General features: G+C 41.2%; 23 protein-coding genes and 1 pseudogene. 17 read left to right on the forward strand and 7 right to left on the reverse strand.

Annotated elements, in window-relative coordinates:
* Positions 1-13: 13 nt before the first annotated feature.
* Positions 14-613: a YitT family protein gene (locus CEF13_RS14015; RefSeq protein ID WP_102711266.1), complete on the forward strand. Its 600-nt coding sequence runs from the start codon at positions 14-16 to the stop codon at positions 611-613.
* A 93-nt stretch (positions 614-706) separates the two neighbouring features.
* Positions 707-982, forward strand: a complete 276-nt coding sequence (locus tag CEF13_RS14020) for a hypothetical protein (RefSeq protein WP_102711267.1) — start codon at positions 707-709, stop codon at positions 980-982.
* 86 nt (positions 983-1,068) lie between these two features.
* Here CEF13_RS14020 and CEF13_RS14025 read toward each other — a convergent pair whose 3' ends face one another.
* The gene (locus CEF13_RS14025; RefSeq protein WP_102711268.1) at positions 1,069-1,572 is read right to left on the reverse strand and encodes a C40 family peptidase; all 504 of its coding nucleotides are present in this window, start codon (positions 1,570-1,572) and stop codon (positions 1,069-1,071) included.
* Between the two features lie 332 nt (positions 1,573-1,904).
* On the opposite strand from CEF13_RS14025, the gene CEF13_RS29480 reads away from it, so the two are divergent.
* Entirely contained in the window at positions 1,905-2,477 is a 573-nt protein-coding gene (locus CEF13_RS29480; protein WP_102711269.1) for a DUF4183 domain-containing protein, read from the forward strand.
* A gap of 30 nt (positions 2,478-2,507) precedes the next feature.
* Complete coding sequence (locus CEF13_RS14035) at positions 2,508-2,792, forward strand: DUF4183 domain-containing protein (protein WP_102711270.1); 285 nt, start codon at positions 2,508-2,510, stop codon at positions 2,790-2,792.
* Positions 2,793-2,798: 6 nt separating this feature from the next.
* Here the strand turns inward: CEF13_RS14035 and CEF13_RS14040 are convergent, their stop codons facing one another.
* Entirely contained in the window at positions 2,799-3,686 is an 888-nt protein-coding gene (locus CEF13_RS14040) for a YihY/virulence factor BrkB family protein (protein WP_102711271.1), read from the reverse strand.
* A 136-nt stretch (positions 3,687-3,822) separates the two neighbouring features.
* Between CEF13_RS14040 and CEF13_RS14045 the strand changes: the two genes are divergently transcribed.
* The 4 genes and pseudogenes from CEF13_RS14045 (at position 3,823) to CEF13_RS14060 (ending at position 7,950) form a co-directional block, all read left to right on the forward strand.
* Complete coding sequence (locus CEF13_RS14045) at positions 3,823-4,167, forward strand: DUF3243 domain-containing protein (protein ID WP_102711272.1); 345 nt, start codon at positions 3,823-3,825, stop codon at positions 4,165-4,167.
* A gap of 141 nt (positions 4,168-4,308) precedes the next feature.
* A pseudogene (gene msrA, locus CEF13_RS14050) lies at positions 4,309-5,280 on the forward strand (peptide-methionine (S)-S-oxide reductase MsrA).
* A 32-nt stretch (positions 5,281-5,312) separates the two neighbouring features.
* Positions 5,313-6,122 (forward strand): GNAT family N-acetyltransferase, encoded by an 810-nt coding sequence (locus CEF13_RS14055; RefSeq protein ID WP_102711273.1) that lies wholly within the window; start codon positions 5,313-5,315, stop codon positions 6,120-6,122.
* A 133-nt stretch (positions 6,123-6,255) separates the two neighbouring features.
* The gene (locus CEF13_RS14060; RefSeq protein ID WP_102711274.1) at positions 6,256-7,950 is read left to right on the forward strand and encodes a M3 family oligoendopeptidase; all 1,695 of its coding nucleotides are present in this window, start codon (positions 6,256-6,258) and stop codon (positions 7,948-7,950) included.
* Between the two features lie 133 nt (positions 7,951-8,083).
* Here the strand turns inward: CEF13_RS14060 and CEF13_RS14065 are convergent, their stop codons facing one another.
* Positions 8,084-8,578 carry a GNAT family N-acetyltransferase gene (locus CEF13_RS14065; RefSeq protein ID WP_102711275.1) on the reverse strand — a complete coding sequence of 165 codons (495 nt, stop codon included), beginning with the start codon at positions 8,576-8,578 and terminating at the stop codon, positions 8,084-8,086.
* A 216-nt stretch (positions 8,579-8,794) separates the two neighbouring features.
* Between CEF13_RS14065 and CEF13_RS14070 the strand changes: the two genes are divergently transcribed.
* The 3 genes from CEF13_RS14070 to CEF13_RS14080 are packed head-to-tail and all read left to right on the forward strand — an operon-like array spanning position 8,795 to position 11,693.
* The gene (locus CEF13_RS14070; protein WP_102711276.1) at positions 8,795-10,561 is read left to right on the forward strand and encodes an ABC transporter ATP-binding protein; all 1,767 of its coding nucleotides are present in this window, start codon (positions 8,795-8,797) and stop codon (positions 10,559-10,561) included.
* Positions 10,562-10,587: 26 nt separating this feature from the next.
* On the forward strand, positions 10,588-10,914 hold the full coding sequence (locus CEF13_RS14075; RefSeq protein ID WP_102711277.1) for a cupin domain-containing protein: 327 nt from the start codon (positions 10,588-10,590) through the stop codon (positions 10,912-10,914).
* Between the two features lie 26 nt (positions 10,915-10,940).
* On the forward strand, positions 10,941-11,693 hold the full coding sequence (locus CEF13_RS14080) for an alpha/beta fold hydrolase (protein WP_102711278.1): 753 nt from the start codon (positions 10,941-10,943) through the stop codon (positions 11,691-11,693).
* Positions 11,694-11,740: 47 nt separating this feature from the next.
* Here CEF13_RS14080 and CEF13_RS14085 read toward each other — a convergent pair whose 3' ends face one another.
* Complete coding sequence (locus CEF13_RS14085) at positions 11,741-12,259, reverse strand: methylated-DNA--[protein]-cysteine S-methyltransferase (RefSeq protein ID WP_102711279.1); 519 nt, start codon at positions 12,257-12,259, stop codon at positions 11,741-11,743.
* Positions 12,249-12,896, reverse strand: coding sequence for a bifunctional transcriptional activator/DNA repair enzyme AdaA (locus CEF13_RS14090; RefSeq protein ID WP_424991960.1), 648 nt, complete (start codon positions 12,894-12,896; stop codon positions 12,249-12,251). The genes CEF13_RS14085 and CEF13_RS14090 overlap by 11 nt, the downstream gene beginning before the upstream one ends.
* A 172-nt stretch (positions 12,897-13,068) precedes the next feature.
* On the opposite strand from CEF13_RS14090, the gene CEF13_RS14095 reads away from it, so the two are divergent.
* The 4 genes from CEF13_RS14095 to CEF13_RS14105 all read left to right on the forward strand — a co-directional run bounded on the left by CEF13_RS14095 (position 13,069) and on the right by CEF13_RS14105 (position 15,762).
* Positions 13,069-13,518 carry a hypothetical protein gene (locus CEF13_RS14095; protein WP_102711280.1) on the forward strand — a complete coding sequence of 150 codons (450 nt, stop codon included), beginning with the start codon at positions 13,069-13,071 and terminating at the stop codon, positions 13,516-13,518.
* Positions 13,519-13,565: 47 nt separating this feature from the next.
* The gene (locus CEF13_RS14100) at positions 13,566-15,065 is read left to right on the forward strand and encodes an RCC1 domain-containing protein (RefSeq protein ID WP_166742787.1); all 1,500 of its coding nucleotides are present in this window, start codon (positions 13,566-13,568) and stop codon (positions 15,063-15,065) included.
* 36 nt (positions 15,066-15,101) lie between these two features.
* A complete protein-coding gene (locus CEF13_RS28805) occupies positions 15,102-15,263 on the forward strand; it encodes a hypothetical protein (protein WP_166742788.1) in 162 nt (53 codons plus the stop codon).
* Positions 15,264-15,411: 148 nt separating this feature from the next.
* Positions 15,412-15,762 carry a glyoxalase superfamily protein gene (locus tag CEF13_RS14105; RefSeq protein WP_102711282.1) on the forward strand — a complete coding sequence of 117 codons (351 nt, stop codon included), beginning with the start codon at positions 15,412-15,414 and terminating at the stop codon, positions 15,760-15,762.
* Between the two features lie 223 nt (positions 15,763-15,985).
* On the opposite strand, the gene CEF13_RS14110 is transcribed toward CEF13_RS14105, so the two are convergent.
* The gene (locus CEF13_RS14110) at positions 15,986-16,936 is read right to left on the reverse strand and encodes a helix-turn-helix transcriptional regulator (RefSeq protein WP_102711283.1); all 951 of its coding nucleotides are present in this window, start codon (positions 16,934-16,936) and stop codon (positions 15,986-15,988) included.
* 165 nt (positions 16,937-17,101) lie between these two features.
* Here CEF13_RS14110 and modA point away from each other — a divergent pair, with 165 nt between their 5' ends.
* Together modA and modB are read left to right on the forward strand one after the other, a co-directional pair.
* On the forward strand, positions 17,102-17,911 hold the full coding sequence (modA, locus tag CEF13_RS14115) for a molybdate ABC transporter substrate-binding protein (protein WP_102711284.1): 810 nt from the start codon (positions 17,102-17,104) through the stop codon (positions 17,909-17,911).
* Positions 17,912-17,922: 11 nt separating this feature from the next.
* Positions 17,923-18,582 carry a molybdate ABC transporter permease subunit gene (gene modB, locus CEF13_RS14120; RefSeq protein WP_102711285.1) on the forward strand — a complete coding sequence of 220 codons (660 nt, stop codon included), beginning with the start codon at positions 17,923-17,925 and terminating at the stop codon, positions 18,580-18,582.
* Positions 18,583-18,692: 110 nt separating this feature from the next.
* On the opposite strand, the gene CEF13_RS14125 is transcribed toward modB, so the two are convergent.
* On the reverse strand, positions 18,693-19,268 hold the full coding sequence (locus tag CEF13_RS14125) for an undecaprenyl-diphosphatase (RefSeq protein WP_166742789.1): 576 nt from the start codon (positions 19,266-19,268) through the stop codon (positions 18,693-18,695).
* Positions 19,269-19,275: the final 7 nt, after the last annotated feature.

Raw genomic sequence — 19,275 nt, forward strand, 5'->3', positions numbered from 1 at the left:
GGGACTGATTGGTATGCTTTCAGTTAACAAAATATTTGCCATCATTATCGGAAGTTTATTTATAGCGATAGGCATCAATTTCTTTCTCGTTCCTTTAGGCGTATTGGATGGTGGAATCATTGGTATTGCACTTATTATCAATTATTTATTTAATATCAAAATAGGGTTAGTCATGATCATATGCAGCATACCTATCTTTATTTTAGCGTGGTTTCAGAGCCACAGCCTTGTATATAACAGTATTAGCGGCTTGCTATTCTCGAGCTATGTAATTGATTTACTGGAGCCTTATCAATATTACTTCATCTATTATGTGGAATGGACGCCGTTTACTCGCGCAGTTATCGGAGGATTCATAATTGGAACAGGTATGGGCATCATGCTCAGATACGATAGCTCAACAGGCGGCACCGATTTGCTTGCACACTTTATTGCGAAATATATGCCAATTAACTTGGGAATCATTATATTGATTATAGATCTTTTGATTATTAGCATTGGTGATTTACTTCTTCCGGGAGATACTTTTTTCCTGTCATTGATGACGATTACTTCTGGCGGAGTCGCTACAAGTCTCATAACCCTCAACATGCCAACCAAAAAACATAAATGATAAATAAAATTCAAATAGCCAATCACTTGACCGGTGTATATAGTCAGATGTAAAATTGAGAGTGGAGTTAACTCGTAGAGGAGATTTTTGAGAATGGCAAAAACGAAGATCAAACATGAAACACCAGCGGAAAAACTTGACCATAGGGTGAAGGTGCTATTAAAAGAATGGGCTGGACTAAGCGGTTTCTATGGATATAAATCAATGGAGTTAGATGAGATATTCAAACTGGTAAATTCGGAGGGCTGGAGCACGACGATTGATAAATCAGATCCTTCTGCTCGAGTGCTGGAGATGACCAAAGAAGATACGGTTAGAAAAGCGAAGTTCAGCATCGACGACAAAGGCAGAGCATTAAAAAACTACTAGAATACTACGATTGCAATTAGTTAGTGAGATAGATGAATGAATGCAAAAGGCCGCGATGCTCGCGGCCTTTTCTATATTCTATGTTACTATTTTATGACACGGCGAGCTGTTACATAGGTTTTATCCCATGTGCTGCCAGAAAATTTCGATATCGTTACACCTACACCGACTCTATAAGTGTGAAGGAGTTTGTTGTTACCCATGTAGATGCTGACATGATTGATTTTGCCATCACGATTCGTATCTGAGAATATCAGATCTCCTGCTTTCAAATTGCTTCTTTTAACGTAAGTACCTGATTTCGATTGTTGAACAGATGAACGAGGCAAGCTAATGCCATTTTTTTTGTAAACATATTGTGTGAATGAAGAGCAATCAAAGGCGCTAGTAATACCTGATTTTGCTCCGAATTTATATTTAACACCCAGGTAGCTCTTTCCTTTGGATATAACTTTATTTGCAACTGAAGTGCTTGATGCAGCTTGTACCGGCTGCGGAGCTGCAACGGCAACGCCGCCAAATGCAATAGATAAACTGATACCGATTCCGGCTAAAGTTTTTGTGATTTTATTTTTTCTTGTGTTGTTCATGATGTGTTCCTCCTTGGAATTTGTATTGGGCTATCTCCTAGGAACACAATAACACAGCAAATCTATCAATTATTTACCAATGAATAAAGAAAGCCAAGCCGCTGTAGGTAGATTAAACAATTATTAAAAAGAAATGAAAAAAATTTCATTTTTGACGGTTGACAAACGGATATATACCTAAAAAACCTCTAGCCTTTATTCAATAAGGTTAGAGGTTTTTTGGGTTATGTGAATAGATTGCCTAAATCCTATTTCTCTAGTTATGAATCTATACTTTTATTTAATAGTTTTCATAGTATACATAGAGAAAACGAAATAGAGGAGGGCTAAGTGTGGGGGGTGGTAAATTAGCGCGCAATGATCTAAGAAAATTTATAAAAACTTCATCCAGATCAAGAGCAAAATGTATAACGTTAAGAAAAAAAAGACGAAAAAAGAAAATAAAAAATATCCGTTGTCTAAATAGATTTTGTATTGGAATTAAAGGGCCGAGGGGACCAAGGGGACCAAAGGGTGTACCGGGTCCAAAGGGTGTACAAGGTCCAAAAGGTATAAAAGGCCCCAAAGGCGTGACAGGGCCGCAAGGTCCACCTGGGATAATTGGTGACATTACAATCAAACCTAATGTTAATCGATACATCCTTAGTACAGCTTCTGATCTCGATTTGACGCAAACGGTCAAGATTCCAGCCAATCAATTTACTGATGATGCTGGCGGAACAATTGCTGCATTCAACATACCCATTCCTAATGGCTACAGTAATCTCTTTATTAACGGAATATTGCAGCTTGGCAGTTGTTACACATTAAATCAAGATTCATTACAATTGACAACCGGCAACGATATGATTTTTGCGGGAACTCCAATCATAATCGAAACGATCGGATTTGTAATTCAAGACTAATAAGATATGCTCGAGAGGAGGTGATTATATATGGCCATTACAAAACCATTCTTAGCAAGTAGAAAGTTCAGTGCAACTGCCGGAGCAGGAACTGGTGTAGGAGCAGCATATGCTATTCTTGCAACAAGCTTTCTTAATGACACAGGCACACCTGCTACCGCATTTCCAGCATCATTTGCCTATTATGTCCTCTATATTAATGGAGTTATTCAGACAGAGGATACTTCAAGCGTGACGACTACCGCAATTACAATTCCGGATGGAGATACACTCGATCCTGCAACGCCAATCTTAGTTGAATTTATCGTTTCGTAACCCAATTTAATCGACAGCTCTATTCATCGGAATGCGAAAGCTATGGCGCTCGCTTGTGTCCCGTGGGATTTTACCTTTCGCGGATGCAAGTGTAGCGTTTATTTCGCCGCCAAGCATAATAATGATGGAACTGATATAAAGCCAAATTAACAATACAATGATTCCTCCAAGGCTGCCGTATGTTTTGGAATAATTCCCGAAATTATTGATGTAGAATTGAAACAGAAGAGAGGTAACAATCCAGCCGATCGTTGTAAACAAAACACCAGGAATCACTTCTTTAATGCTATGCTTACGGTTCGGAACAATCCAATATAGAAGAATAAACACTCCAATCATTGCCGCTAAAGAAATGACATATTTCAGTATTCCCCAAATCGATTCAAAGCCATCGGGATAGTGCAGCAATTGAAATAGATATTCACCTATTACTTTGCCGAAAATAAGCATCATCATCGTCAATAAGATGACGGTCGCGAAGACAATAGTGGCAATCAATGAGATCCCTCTCACCTTCCAGAAAGGACGATTCTCTTCGACATCATAAGCTTTATTAAGTCCTTTTATAATGGCATTAATTCCGTTTGAAGCGGACCAAAGCGTTGCAATCATTCCTATAGAGAGCAATGCACCTTTATTATTTCTCGAAACTTCAGTAAGGATACTGCGAATCATTTCCCCTGTGTCTGCAGGCAGCACTCTAATTAATTCAGCAATTGCGCTGTCCCCAGATAATTGAACAAACCCCAGAAAACTGACAATAAATATTAAGAATGGAAAGAAGGATAAGATCAAATAATAAGTTAGTTGCGCGCCTAAGGCAGGTACATCGTCATCGCGAAAACGACTATATAAGCATTTAAAAAACTGTGTCATGTGTTCTGTACGAGTCATGAGCGTTCACCCTCCTTTCTTTCTAATTAAACAAGAATGTCCTCAATCTAAACAAAGGCTTAACCTGTGGTTTGTCAGTGAAAGGTTAGGGTATACATATAACAAAGATAATCCAGATTCAAGGAGGAGAAAGCATATGTCAGAATATAATCATGTCGTGGATAAAGACGGAGAGCTAGAGCCCGGGAGAATGGATGAGGTGCTTGGTAAAATGAATGCCGATAAAAAGGATGAAGTTTTGCGAAATTTCGAAGCATTCAAAACGTATCTTGCCAAACGAATTGAGCTTGGCGAAAATCTTGGATTAAATGAGGAGCAGCTGGCTGTAATAGCGCAGAAGGTCGCGGGCTACTTAGCGAAGCACGAAGAGCCGCGCAACACCGAAGAAAAACTGCTGCAGGAGCTATGGAAAGTAGGCAGCAAGGAGGAACAGCATATGTTATCGCATATGCTTGTAAAGCTGGCGCAATCAACACATTAAACATAATATATAAAGAAAGAGCTGCACCCAAAGTCTGCCTTTGGGGCAGCTTTTTTTGGCTAATCCCATAGATAAGTGAACTATCTCAAACTGGTAAATAATGATAATATAAGCTTATGTCGATATGCTGTAGGTGATCAGATGAAAGAAAATGAGAGCAGTGTACATCGTGCAACGTTTGCCGGAGGTTGCTTCTGGTGTATGGTAAAGCCGTTTGACGAGCTGCCAGGCATTATTTCGGTTGTATCCGGTTATACAGGCGGTCATACGGACAATCCAACCTATGAGGAGGTATGTACGGAGTCAACGGGGCATGCTGAGGCTGTACAAATTATATATGATCCGGACTTATTCTCTTATGAAAGACTGCTTGAGCTTTATTGGCAGCAAATCGATCCCACGGACAAAGGGGGCCAATTCCATGATCGTGGATATTCCTATCGTACCGCGATATTTGTTCATAATGAGGAACAACGTCATTTAGCTGAAGCTTCTAAGCGTATTCTGAAGGAAAGCGGCCGATTCAAAGGACTTATTGTTACGGAAATTGAAGATGCTTGCCCTTTCTACCCTGCGGAAGACTACCATCAGCATTATTATAAGACACATATTATGAACTACAAGCTATATCGCAAAGGCTCCGGGCGTGACGATTTTGCTGAGCAATATTGGAATAACAAGCAAGATAAAAAGCGTTTGCGCCAGCAGCTGACAGAGCTGCAATATGAGGTAACCCAGAACAAAGGTACAGAGCCCGCCTATCAAAATGATTATTGTGATAACAACAGGGTGGGAATCTATGTTGATATCATTAATGGTGATCCACTCTTTAGCTCGAAAGATAAATTCGATTCACACTCCGGTTGGCCAAGCTTCACCAAACCTATTCATGAAGGCTTCATTCGCAAAGAAGCGGACCTAAGAAACGGTCAAGTACGAACGGCCGTGCGCAGTAGACTGAGTCATTCTCATTTAGGTTAGTTTTTCTTTCACGGTCCAAAGCCAACGAAGCAGCACTACCGTATAAATTCCACATCGATGCGGTTTATTCCAATAGAAGAACTGAATACACAAGGATATGGACAATATAATGTCCTTTTTGTGAAGCCATAATAGACAAATATATGATCATAGGATGTGATGAAATGGAGCTGCCCGTTATAAACATGGAGCTTGCCGAACGAATACAGCAGGTAGAAATCGATTATTTAACGTCAAGAATTCGTTCAATTGGCGAACGCTTGGGGAATCCCGAGGGAGTGGAGATCCATAGATTCGGCAAGACCACTGCCTTTTATATTAGAACAATGCCTTGGGGTTTATTTAACTCAGTAAAAGGCTTATCGGACGACGATGCAGATCTTTTAGATGATATCATTCTGTATTACCAAACAAGAAACAGAGCCTTTCAGTTTGACGTTGATCCTATTCACTGCAGCCCAAAGCTCTTTAAGCGACTAGCCGAGAGAGGATTTTACCAAAATGGATTTCATTCTGTGCTATATGGGCTTCCTGCAGATAAGACCCCGATCCATCCTTCTTATATACATATTATCGAAGTTAAGAATGAATCTGAGTTTGATCATTATGCTGAGATTCACTGTCTTGGCTCAGGCATGTCATTAGCGGATAAGCACCATTTTGTAAATAACAACAAAGGTATATTGAACCGAGAAGGTTGGAAAATCTTTTTGGCTTATTTGGATGGTACGCCCGCAGGGGTTGCGGTCATGCACATAAGCGGGAATATAGCCTCCTGCACGCTTGCGGCTACTCATCCTAACTATAGAAATCGCGGCTTACAAACGGCTCTTCTGCAGCATAGAATGCATGAAGCCCACAAAGCAGATTGCACGCTGGTAGCCGCTCAAGCAAGCTTCGGTTCAACGAGTCAAAATAATATGGAACGAGCCGGAATGCAGTTGGCATGGACAAGGTCAATTTGGGTAAAGTAACCTTATTTTAAGAAGTATTCAACATGGCCCTATTGCAAATGATGCGAATAGAGCCGTTTTATTTCTATTATTTATTAAGATATAATGAGTGGATAGAACAAAATAAGGATTTCAGAAAGGGCAGGTGCGCATAATGAAATTCAGCGACTATCATTACGAGAGACCTAATGTAACCGCATTCGAGCAACAGTTCAAGGAGCTTCTGGCTTCATTCAATTCCGCTAGCAGCTGTGACAATCAGGATTTATTCATGACAAGCATTAACAAGCTCCGCAGCGAATTTGATACGATGCAGCAAATTGCAAGTATTCGCCACTCTATTAATACGACGGATGAGTTCTATAAGGCAGAACAGGATTATTTCGACGAGGTTGGGCCTATTGTTCAGGAATACATAACCGATTATTATCGTGCTTTGGTTCAATCCAAATTTAGAGCAGAACTCGAGATGAAATGGGGCAGTCAGCTGTTCCAGCTTGCTGAGCTCTCACTTAAGACGTTCAGCACAGATATCATAGAGGATTTGCAGCAGGAAAATAAGCTTCAGACCGAATATTCGCAGCTCATTGCTTCAGCCAAAATTGTTTTTGACGGTGAAGAACGGACGCTTTCACAAATGACGCCGTTCGCGCAATCAACCGATCGTGATACACGAAGACGGGCGGAAGAAGCCAAAACAGGCTTCATGACTGAGCATGAGGAGAAGCTTGACCGCATATATGACGATATGGTTAAGCTGCGGACTAAGATTGCGAAAAAGCTGGGTTACAGCAATTTTGTCGAGCTCGGCTATGCACGAATGAGTCGCACCGACTATAATGCGGAAATGGTAGCAAACTTCCGCAAACAAGTTCTAGAGCAAATAGTGCCTGTTGCGACGAAGCTGAAGGAGCGTCAGAGGAAACGGATTGGCGTGAACGAGCTGCTTTATTACGATGAAAGTTTCAGCTTCAAATCAGGTAACGCGAAGCCCAAAGGCGAACCTGCATGGATTGAGAAGAACGGTGCGAAGATGTACGAAGAGCTGTCGCCAGAAACGAATGAATTTTACTCCTTCATGCAGGATAATGAACTGATGGATCTCATCAGCAAGAAGGGGAAACAGAGCGGCGGTTACTGCACTTATATAAGTGAGTATGGCGCACCCTTTATATTTTCCAATTTCAACGGCACTTCGGGAGATATTGACGTCTTGACGCATGAGGCTGGCCATGCATTCCAGGTGTTCGAAAGTAGAAGCTTTCAGGTGCCTGAATACAGCTTCCCTACTTATGAAGCATGTGAAATTCATTCTATGAGCATGGAATTTTTTACATGGCCGTGGATGGACCTCTTCTTCGAGGAGGATGCCGATAAATACAGGTTTGCTCATTTGGCTGAGGCGTTGATCTTCATACCATACGGTGTGACGGTCGACGAATTCCAGCATTTTGTGTATGAGAATCCGGAAGCTACACCAACAGAGCGGAAGAAGGCATGGCGCGAGATCGAGCGCAAGTACTTACCGCATCGTAATTATGGGGATAATACCTATCTTGAGCAAGGCGGCTACTGGCAAAAGCAAGGCCATATATTCAGCTCGCCATTCTATTATATTGATTATACCCTTGCGCAGATTTGCGCGTTTCAATTCTGGAAGAGGATGCACGAAGACCGTCCTGCCGCATGGTCGGATTATCTGAATCTTTGCCGTCAGGGCGGAAGCTTGTCTTTCACTGAGCTGGTGAAAGTAGCCGGTCTTATTTCGCCATTCGAGGACGGATGCGTCACATCGGTTATCGACAGCATTGAGAGATGGCTTGATAGTGTGGATGATACTGCTCTCTAAATGAAGAACTTAAAGAAGAGGATGTCATACAAAGTACGTAAACCTACTTTTAGGGCAACCTAATTAAAACAGCCGATCAGGGTTTCTACACCTGTTCGGCTGTTTTGGAGTGGGTATATTTCCGATCATCCAACTATCTAAGCATACCTTTATAGACACCTGGTGTTGAATCTGCAATCGGAATAGCGCCGACCGTCCTCGCATAAAAGTCAGTAGGCCCGGCAGAACCGATCACAGCGTAGCCATAGCCTTCGTTCCTCATGGCAACAAGGCTAGCATACAGTAGTGCTTTGCCGATACCTTGTCCACGCAGATCTGGATCGACACCTGTTGGACCAAAGAAGCCTTTAGCAGTGGTGTCATAGCAGGCGAATCCAACTGGCTTTACGTTCCCGGTGACTTCATCAGTAACCGTTGCGATCCAGCATGAGACAGGCTGCCTGGTGAAAGCAACTTCACATTCACTCACCCAATGCGGGCTAAATACTTCACCAACCCAAGCTGTTACAATATGCTTCTCTGGAGGCAGTGCCCTGCGTATTGTAATATTAGTTCCCGAATACGCTGCAGCGAACCGTTCAGCTTCCTCAGGAAGATCGTATAATTTGACCAACATATCGGTTGCCATTTCTTTATCGTCTCCTCATGTGTGTGTATTCCTACTTCTATTCAACACTATTCTGCATCCTTTATGCTCATTCCTGCTTTTAAGCAACTTCTGTCCGAATTCACTTCATGTACAACATATATTTTTGAAAGAAGAGTAGAAAGGTAGAGAAAGCATAGCAGAGTCTGTATAGTAGATAATGAAGACCTACTAGAATCATTATAAAAGGAGTTCATCATGTCTATCTTCAAATCGTATTTTACTTTTGTTAAACCCTATTGGAAGCTTGTTGTTGTCACTTTAATCATTGGGATGATCAAATTCGGGATTCCGCTAACACTACCGATACTAATGAAATACGTTGTAGATGATTTAATTCTGAGCCCGCTTCCCGCAGATGTGAAAGTGGAGAAATTAATGTATGTCATGCTGGGAGCGTTTGGTCTATTTGTTGTTATTCGAGCACCCATCGAGTATCTAAGACAATATTTCGCTCAATTAATAACAAGCCGTATTTTATACGATTTACGTAATCGATTGTATGAGCATATTCAAAAGCTGTCTTTACGATTTTACCAAAACAAAAAAACAGGTGAAATCATTTCAAGGATGATCAATGATGCAGAACAAACAAAAAGCATCGTAGAAACCGGCATGATGAATATTTGGTTGGATATGTTCACTCTGACCATCGCTATGACGATCATGTTCCAGATGGATGTTGAATTAACTTTAGTATCCATTGCTGTTTTTCCCTTGTATGCTTTCGCAGTGAAAAAACTGTACAAAAAATTAAAATCCCGCTCGAAGTCACGATCACAAGCTTTAGCCAACATTCAGAGCTATCTCTATGAGCGAGTTAACGGAATGCCCGTTATAAAGAGCTTTACACTCGAAGAAGTAGAAAAAGAAAATTTCGAGAAAAAAAATCGAAATTTCCTGGAAAGAGCCATTGCACTGACCAAATGGAATGCATTGACTAACGCAATCATTAATACGCTAACCGACATTGCTCCATTATTAGTATTATCTTATGGGGGGTATCAAGTTATCCATGGCCAAATTAGTTTAGGGGCGTTTATCGCATTCTTCGCTTATTTGGATAGATTATATGGGCCACTTCGCCGTCTCGTAAATTCATCGACTGAATTGACTCAAGCCAGTGCTTCCTTGGAACGGGTAGTTGAACTTATGAATGAGCCTTATGATATTATGGATTCGCCTCAAGCGAAGGCAATTTCTGCTGTACATGGTAAAATTGATTTTGACGCGGTATGTTTTCGATATGAGACTTCTACCAATTGGGTTCTAAACCAGCTTAACCTTAGTATTCAGCCTGGAGAAACGATCGCTTTCGTAGGAATGAGCGGTGGCGGTAAATCATCATTAATTAGTTTAATTCCGCGGTTCTACGATATTCAGCAAGGCAGTATTCGTATCGACGATACCGATATTAAGGATATCACGATCAAAAGCTTGCGCAGCCAAATCGGCATGGTCCTGCAGGATAATATATTATTTAGCGGCAGCGTCCGTGAAAACATCCTTTTCGGAAATCCTCACGCTGAGGAAGAGCAATTGGTAGAAGCCGCACAAGCAGCGAACGCACATGAATTTGTTTCTAATCTGCCGAATGGATATGACACCGAGATAGGAGAACGGGGTGTGAAGCTGTCTGGCGGGCAAAAACAGAGAATTGCTATCGCAAGAGTGTTTCTAAAAAATCCGAGAATATTAGTGCTCGATGAAGCTACATCTGCTCTCGATTTGGAATCGGAACACTTGATACAAGAATCTCTTGACCGATTGGCCAAAGACAGAACGACATTAATCGTAGCGCACCGCCTGTCAACGATAACGCATGCGGATCAAATTGTACTAATTGAGCATGGAGAAATTATTGAAAAAGGAACACATGAAGAGCTAATGAGGAAAGAGGGCGGTTATGCCCGATTATTTAATGTCCAAAACTTAAATGCAGAGCCAGCCGGACAAATGATTTAATCGAATATGTAAAGGGAGGATTTAATATGGCTAATATCGGTGAATGGGAAAATGCGGAGCCTGGAGTAAAGCGTAAAATCTTCCCTCCAGGGCAGCATTTAATGATGATGGAGGTTCATTTCGAAAAGGGAGCCGAAGGATATTTGCATCGGCATCCGCATGAGCAGATGAGCTATTGTATGAAGGGCAGCTTGGAATTTTACATCGATGGTCAAATGACCATCCTTCGGACAGGAGAAACGATTACAATTCCCGGAGACGCAGAGCATGGCGTGAAGGCGCTCGAGCCAGCGATCCTGCTGGATACATTTACGCCGCTTCGCAAAGACTTGCTAGGTATTGTTGAAGACTAATTAAGGAATATAGTCTGGAGGTACTTATGCCGTATATACAAGTTAAGGACCTAGAAATATTTTATGAGAAAATGGGTGTTGGAGAAGCCGTTATCTTTCTGCATAGCGGCTATTCACGCGGGATATTAGCTTTTGCAAGTCAAATACTAGATTTCCAAAAATATTATACGTGCTATTTCCCGGATTTCAGAGGCCATGGCCGAACAAGATGTGAGAGCTTAGAATGGAGCAGTCCCCAATTAGCTGATGATATTGTGAAATATATGGATGAAATGAATGTTGCAAAGGCACATCTAATCGGCTACAGTTTGGGAGCAAATGTTGGATTGTATATCGCGGTACACCATCAAGACCGAGTGGCTAGCCTGACTACAATAGGTACCAGCGGGTTTTGCGATCCTACTGGAGCAGAGGAATTTGAACCGGAATGGCTTGTTCATACTGGGCAACAGGACTTTATTAATCAGATGATTGAAAGACATGAGGAAGCCCATAGAGGTAACTGGCAGGAATACATGCGACAAAGTGCGTTAGATTGGCGCATGTATCCTCAGCTATCGGAAGAGCAGCTAAGCCGTATAAGCTGTCCAGTTTTACTTATCGCTGGTGAACACGACACATTCGCTTTGGAGGATAAACTGAAAAGATTGAGCTTTCTTATAAACGGGTCGGATTATCTTATTGTCCCAGGTGGCAGCCACAGGCCTCATATGTTAAGAGAGAGTCCTATATTTGTAAATGATTCCATTCTCGCATTTCTAGCATCAAAGCAGACTTAATAGTTGTGAGTTCTCCCTTTCGATGATGGAAGCTGCAGCAGCATAAGCTATTCAGCTTGCTCCAGCTGCAGCAGCTTCTTTTTCATTGCTATGCCGCCGCGGTAGCCGGTTAGAGCGCCGTTCTTACCGATAACGCGATGGCATGGCACTACAATCAAGAGGGGATTGGCACCAATAGCTGTACCGACTGCACGAACGGCTGCTGGTTTCTGTATCTGATTCGCAATGTCGGAATAACAATAAGTTTGTCCATATGGAATGCTGCATAATGCGTTCCACACATCCATTTGAAAAGGCGTTCCATAATAATCGAAAGGAATGGTAAAGCTTTTGCGCGTTCCTTGTAAATACTCCAAAAGCTCAATTGAATATGGCAAGAGCCGATTATCATCTTGAACGAGCACACTGCCCGGAAAACGAGAATTAGACCAAGTGACGAGTTCATTAAATGATTGATTCTCGGACCCTACAAAACAAATCCCATCTGCCGTAGCGGCGATATGAATACGGCAATCCCCATGCTCGAATGCTGCCCAATAAATCGTATTATTCGTTTTATTCCTCATTATTGTTATCCTCCTGGATGTTGTGAATTTTCATTTGACGAAAGCTTGCAGGCGTATAGCCTGTTCTTTTCTTGAAGAGCGTTATAAAATAAGGGGTATTTGACAAGCCTACGCACTCGCCAATCTCTGATATGGCTTTCTTTGATTGAATAAGCAGCGCTTTTGCATGATCAATCCTTGTCTGCTGAATATAATCAACGGGAGTCATGCCTTTGACCTTTCTGAAAGTCCGATGCAGATGATAGGAGCTGCCATGACAGATGTCTGCCAATTGATTCAATGTTAATGACTCCATATAGTTTATATCTATATAATCGGTAACCAATGTGATCCATTCGTCATCCGGCAATCGTTGGCCGGTAGGTTTGCATCGCTTACATGGACGGAAATGGGCGGAGCGTGCGTGTTCCGCGGTTTGAAATATAGCGATATTTTCTTTTTTGGGTGGTCTGGATTTGCAGGAGGGTCTGCAAAAAATGCCTGTCGTCTTGACCGCATAAAAAAAACGGCCTTCATAAGAAGCATCATTGTTTAGTATGGCTTGCCATTTTTCCTCCGTAAGTGATTCCTCACCATCTACATTACTACGGCATTCAATTTCAGATTGTCGATTTGTTTGATTCGACATATCAATCACCTCAGTAAACATTATATCCCCTGAAATGGTCGTTTGTATGTTTTTATGAATGTAAAAGCAAGATAACGAAACGATTAACATTCCTGTACGAAACCTTTTACAACCATTTTCGTCTACATATATAAGTAAATATTAGGAAATCACAAATGACATTACTTAGTGGGTGGCAATGATGAAGAAAAAGTTATATCAAATTCCGTTCGAGAGGTATCAACATAAAAAAAATAGGCTTGTAGTATTTACGGCTGTCTCTTTGTCTTTGGTTGTCGTTTTTGGAGCAGTGAGCTTGTGGATTTATTCCAGTAAAGGTTATTATCCAACGCTTCCTTTCGAAGGAGGGACTAAGAAAGAGATCGTTGATAAATTGAAAGGGAGTAATGAAGAGCTCGTGGAATTGGCTCTGAATAATGGATATTATTGGATAGGCTTTGAAGGGAACCAAGAGGACGGCAGAAACAAAATGATAAGAAGGATGGAAGATCAAGGACTGGAATATATCGCTTATGAAGGTTCGGGAATATTTTTCGGGAACAAAGAAAAGATCATTATTACAGGAACGATGTGGACACGGAATTATGTACTCTATAAAGTGCCAGCAGGAAGCTATTTAAGTAAAGCTTAGCTTAACTAAAGATCGTTTCAAAAAAGGTGGAGAAGGAGATGATGAGTGTGAAAAAAATAAATAATGGGGCTGCAGGTCTTGCTATTTTTTTAGCAGTTATATTGCTTTTAACCGCTCCCGCAAATGCTGCTTCTGATAGCAGTTCTAATGAGCTCAAAGATATTACGCAGATTGAATTGGGAAATCAACATGCCTTGGCATTAGACAAGAATGGAACCGTATGGGCATGGGGAAACAACTTTAATGGGGAGCTAGGGGATGGGACAATTGGCTTTAAATCGGCCGCTGTAGCTGTTTTCCGGGACGCAGCAAAAATACAAGCGGGCAGTGGATACAGTATGGCGCTCCGTAAGGACGGTACTGTTTGGTATTGGGGAAGTAATGGGAATGGAATTAGTGGGAATGACACTTTTAATGAAAAAGTAGATATTTCTATCATTTCGCCTACACAGGTCAATAACCTTTCAAATGTAATTGATATCGCTTCCAATCAAGGACATCATCTGGCATTGAAATCGGATGGAAAAGTATGGACGTGGGGCAGCAGCGATTTTGGCGAATTAGGACGCATTGACCTAAACACTTACAAGCCTGAAGATTATCGGAAAAGGATAAGTGAAGCCTATGTTCCGAAAGAAGTGCCTGGACTTAGAAATATCGTGTCCGTCCATGCTGGAAGTTTCTTATCGGCAGCCATTAATTCTCAAGGAGAGACGTGGATATGGGGTCATTATTACGGCTGGGGTTCTGATATGCCGAAATTATTGGCCCCAGTTAAGCTTGATGGAGTTCTTGCAAAAAAAGTAGCTGGCACGTGGGAAAAAACGGTTGTGCTTTGTAAGGATGGTACTGTCTGGGAAATAAAGAAAGATTTAAAACTCACAAAACGGTTGAATGCGGTCACCGATATTAGCTGTGGTACTTTTGCTTGTGCAGCTCTGTCTTCAGATGGAACGGTTTCTGGATTAGTTAGTTATTATGGTGAATACCAAGACCCTGCTCCACTTTCAGGAATCTCGAACGTAAAGCTGCTTGCGGTCCAATCTCTTAATCAAGACCAATTTATGTTTGTAAAGTCAGATGGAACGCTATGGACTAAGGTTCCATTCGGATCTATAGCAGGCAATGAATCAGTGGTAGACTATTACAATCAAATGAACGTCCCATCCAAGGAAATGGAGTCGAAGCTGCGACAGGTTAAGAAAGCCATTACGGTTGAACTTAATGGGAAGACGATTTCACTGACCACTAACCCGTATATATATAAAGGAGTTACATTTGTGCCGCTGCGCAGCACATTCAATGAACTTGGTGCAAAAGTAGAATATGTGCAGGGGGAAATGACAATATCAAATGCTAATCATATACTTAATCTTACGATAAGACAGAATGAAGCATTTATCGATGGCAGGGCTGTAACATTAGCTTATCCTCCAATGATTGTGAATACAATGACCATGGTGCCTTTGCGTTTTGTTATAGAGGCCCTTGATAACAAAATTGAATGGCACCCAGACAATCGACTCATTACAATAAGCAGTAATTAGTACTAAAGTTTCTTGAAGGGAGAGACTTTCAATACAATGGAAATTTTCATACTATTTACTGTATTTTTCATCATCATTATTTTAGGAATCGCCATGATCGAGGTTAAGCTTAAGAAAAAGCTTGAAAACGATGAACGAATGATAGAAAGACTGAATGTAATAATAGAGGAATTAAAGAGCTTGAAAAAGGAAACGTAATGAATATCATAAGGGGATGATCTTTTGATTCACTTTTTCAGTATAACGTTAGCTGTTTCCTGATGGTAATTATTGCTTATGGCTTTTTGGTTACTGGGTTGTAAGAATTGAAAGTCTAAACCAGTCAAGGATAAGGAGAGTATTTAATATGGGATACATTCAATGTCAAATTCCTATTATACCAGTACTTAATATGAATGATTCAATTGCATTTTATAGGGACGTCCTAGGATTTAAAGTAGCTTGGATTTGGAATGACAATGGCTATGCAGCTATACAATGCGGTGAAATTGAGTTTCATCTTGATGTCCGAGAATCTTTTTCAACATATAGAGCACACTCATATTTATTTGTGCAGAATGCAGATGAAATATATACAAGCTATCAAAATAAATCAGTAGAAATTGTTCACGAAATAGAGCATAAACCATGGGGAGTGAAGGAATTTACCTTCCGAGATATTAATGGGCATATGTTTAGAGTAGCAGAGAAAGTATAGTTATAGCATCTCATTTAGCAACAAAAATTTGATGTGAACAGGTATTAATAAACATAAACTCAAGCAGCGCTTGATATACAAAATGACTCGCAACCCATACACTAAAAGCATCATAACGTAATGCATTATTTCATATTTTGATGTTAAATCTGAGGATATCTCAAAAAAGCGGCAGTCTAGGATTTTATTGGATCCTAGATTGCCGCTTTATCCGTTCTTCGCTTTATGACTCGAATAAAATTTCCCCGGTTCTAGATAGATCATAGCCTGGTATCGTCTGAAGTTCTTTTTTGAATTCATCAGATTGAAGGATATCCAGCAGCGATTGAATCCAAGTCAGATTGGAAGGTTTTTTTAGCATGACCAGATCATAGCGCTCTTGAATCAAAGGTATAAAATCAATTTCACTCACAATGGAAGTCGCTTTCTCTATACCAACACCTACATCGGCCTCTCCTAATGCTACCTTGGAGGCGACTGCGAGATGGTTGCTTTCCTCATGATCATAACCGTAGAGCTGATCGGACTTGATGCCCAGCAGCCGTAGCTGTTCATCCAGCAGAACACGCGCACCAGAGCCTTTCTCTCGATTCACGAAGCGTAGGCCTTGGCGGTCTAAGTCGGACCAACCTTTAAGATTAAAAGGATTGCCAGCCTTCACGTATAACCCGGCATTTCTAGAAAGAAGATTAACGACTATATAAGATGAACCGATAAGAAGCTTACGAATATAAGGGATGTTGTATTCACCCGTATCGCCATCCAGAAGATGAGTGCTTACAATATCGGACTCACCACGGTACATCGAAATTAAGCTGTCGAGGCTGCCTACATAAGAACGCAGCGGCCGTATATGGGAAATACTTTTTTCCATATGCTTCGCCAAAATATCCAGACTGAAATCCTGGCCTGTAATCACTATCGGACGTAGGCCATTTATGGATGAGGGCGAGACCGATGGTGTAGCAGGCTCCGTTTTTACGGGTTGGTCGGAAACCATCATTCCTTTAGCTCGTTTTTTATAAGCTTCCAAATCGGTTTCGTCCACTCGCATTTGCTTGCCAACACGATAAGAGGGGAGCTCGCCTTTTTTGATCAAATCATAAACGGTTAGTTTGGAAACTTTAAGCAGTTTGGCGATTTCTTCGGTCGTATAAGATATTTCGCTGGGCATTAGAAGCCTCCTTGATCGTCGTCATCCCGCATATTTTCTGAACTCTATTGTATCATAATTAATCGGTAATGTTTTTTGAGAGGGTTTACAACATAATAAGTTGCTAGGTATAATAAATATCATTTATATCTAGTTATATCTAATTATCACGATGGGAGGCATGAAATGTTCAAAAATATTAAAAGCAGTATGGTTATGTTTATTATGTTTGCCTTAACAATCGTGTTGGCCGCTTGCGGTGCTGAACAGAACACGCCTGCCAATGTCGAGAAGCCTGCAAGTAAAGTGGAATTAACGATTTCCGCAGCAGCAAGTTTGACAGATGCGCTGAAGGAAATCCAAACCACTTACGAATCCGAACATAAAAACATAACATTACAGTTTAATTTCGGTGCGTCTGGAGCTTTGCAGCAGCAGATCGAGCAGGGAGCGCCTGCAGACCTATTTCTTTCCGCAGCTAATAAGAACATGAAAGCGCTCGTTGACAAACAATTGATTGATACAAATAAGCAAAAAAGCTTATTGAACAACGAGCTGGTTGTCGTTATTCCAACAGATGGCGTTACCGTTGGAAGTATTTCTGATTTAACAAAAACAGAAGTTAAAAACGTAGCAATAGGCATTCCCGAAAGTGTTCCAGCAGGGAATTATGCCAAGGAAGCCCTTACGAATAGTAAAATATGGGATGCATTGCAATCCAAAACGGTTCAAGGGAAAGACGTAAGACAAGTGCTGCAATATGTAGAGACAGGCAATGCCGACGCTGGATTTGTCTACAAGACAGACGCTTTAACCTCAGATAAGGTAAAGATCGCTTTCTCTGTTGATCCAACAACCTATTCTCCAATCGAATATCCGATTGGAATTGTTAAAGCGACAAAGTACAGCAGTGAAGCGGAAGATTTCTATTCTTATCTGCAAACGAAAGAAGTATTGGATGTTTTCATTAAATACGGCTTTTCCGTTCCGAATTAATTGAGTCGATTATGAACTGGCATGAGTATTGGTCACCAATCAAGCTTTCCATTCAAATTTCCTCCTTATCCAGCATACTTGTCCTTCTATCTGGAGTAGCCATTGCTTGGTGGATGTCACGACGTTCGTTTAGAGGAAAGCTGCTGCTTGAAACGGTATTTATGCTGCCGTTGGTGCTGCCGCCAACTGTTGTTGGTTTTTTGCTATTACTTATACTTGGACGCAGAAGCTTTATCGGACATTTCATTGAATGGCTCTTTGCTGCACCGATTATTTTTTCGTGGTGGGCAGCAGTTGTCGCTTCAGTTGTTGTGTCTTTCCCGCTTGTTTATCAGACGATGAAGATGGGGTTCTCATCCATAGATCGTGATTTAGAGGATGCTGGCCGCTCTATCGGTGCTAATGAATGGCAAGTGTTTCGGTATATTACACTGCCTTTAACCTTTCGATCCATTCTAGCCGCCTTTATTCTCGGATTTGCTCGCGGTCTAGGCGAATTCGGGGCGACATTAATGATAGCCGGTAATATTCCAGGCAGAACACAAACGGTTCCTACAGCTATTTATGTGGCGGTTGATTCCGGCAATGCAGCAATGGCTTGGGCTTGGACGGGCTCGATCATTTTGATATCCTTTATTTTGCTGCTATTTACGGGGCGTAAACAAAGCTGAGAAATCAAGGCATCGAGCACATAAAGTTAAGCAATTATAAAAAAAGAAACTGCCTGAATACATATTCCAGCAGTTTCTTTTTTAGTTTCGCAGACGTTATTTTTTGACTCTTACTTTTCATAGGTGCGGAAAATTCGTCCTGTTATCGTACGATATACACGAATAAGTGATAAAGGTATGAAATCCAACAATCCGCTAAGCCTATACATAATAAAGCTAATGAGTAATGATAAGGCAATAGCGCCTGCAATATCGGCTGGATAATGAACACCGACATATACTCTGGAAACCCCTGTAACAACGGCCAGAACAAGCAGCCATAATCCGAGCTTCCGCTTTACGAGTAAGACGCTAAACGCTATGGTGAAAGCTAACGTCGCGTGATCGCTCGGAAAGGAAGCATCAGGAGCATGTGGAATTAATTGCAGAACCTGATGCTCGACGAACGGTCTTGCGTGATTTACCATCGGTGATATAAGCATACTTGCTAATATTAATGCTACAGAAGACGAGAGAAATGTATAGAAAACTAACTTCTGATTGTCCTCTTTGCCCGTGAACCAAAGCCAAATGACTACAGCTAACATAATCCATACAATATCTTGTGCGAATATCTCCATAAGACCGTCAATCCAGCCGTATTGTCCTGCAAGAGAATTAATGAAATGAAACAATGAATAATTCATATATGCA

It is taken from the genome of Paenibacillus castaneae, from assembly GCF_002884445.1.
Lineage (GTDB): Bacteria > Bacillota > Bacilli > Paenibacillales > Paenibacillaceae > Pristimantibacillus > Pristimantibacillus castaneae.